At 57.6% G+C, this 580-nt stretch carries 2 protein-coding genes; both read right to left on the bottom strand.

The genetic code is table 11. The features are described from left to right. The coding region (locus Q4563_RS15600; RefSeq protein ID WP_303605111.1) for a response regulator transcription factor at window positions 1-389 on the bottom strand (389 nt) is incomplete at its 3' end. After that, window positions 383-580: hypothetical protein (locus Q4563_RS15595; RefSeq protein ID WP_303605110.1), on the bottom strand; the 198-nt coding region annotated here is incomplete at its 5' end. The genes Q4563_RS15600 and Q4563_RS15595, both read right to left, overlap by 7 nt.

Here is a 580-nt window from a genome sequence, read left to right as displayed (position 1 = left end):
CCACAATCCAGCCGCATCACCTGGCCACTACGACGGCGAGCCAATGCCTTTACCCGCATCACCAGCTCGCTCATTTCAAACGGCTTGACCAGATAGTCGTCGGTGCCAGCCTGAAAGCCATCCCGCTTATCAGTGAGCTGGTCACGGGCCGTCAACATCAGGATCGGCGTATCGTTGCCCAACTGCCGTAATCGCTGGCAAATACTGATGCCATCCAGCCGGGGCAGGTTCAGATCCAGCAGCAACACGCGATACTCATTGTCTGCCATCAGCGTCAGCCCGGCCACACCATTGCTGGCGTGATCGCACTGGATATCTTCCAGCAACAGGTAATCAACCAGAGTGGCCGCCAGGTCGAGATCATCCTCGACCAGTAACACGCTCAGCACGGCTTGTCTCCTGTGGCAGGGGCAGCATCCTTATCGTCAGACTGCCATCCGAGCCGTTGCCGCAGGGCCGCCAGCAGATCAATCACATCATGCTGCACCGCCAACAAGGCTGGAATCAGAATCAGCGTAATCACGGTAGCAAACAAAATACCGTAACCCAACGACACCGCCGCCGGAATCAGGAACTGCGC

The organism is Gilvimarinus sp. 1_MG-2023, from assembly GCF_030548285.1.
This window is presented reverse-complemented; position numbering and strand designations above follow the sequence as displayed.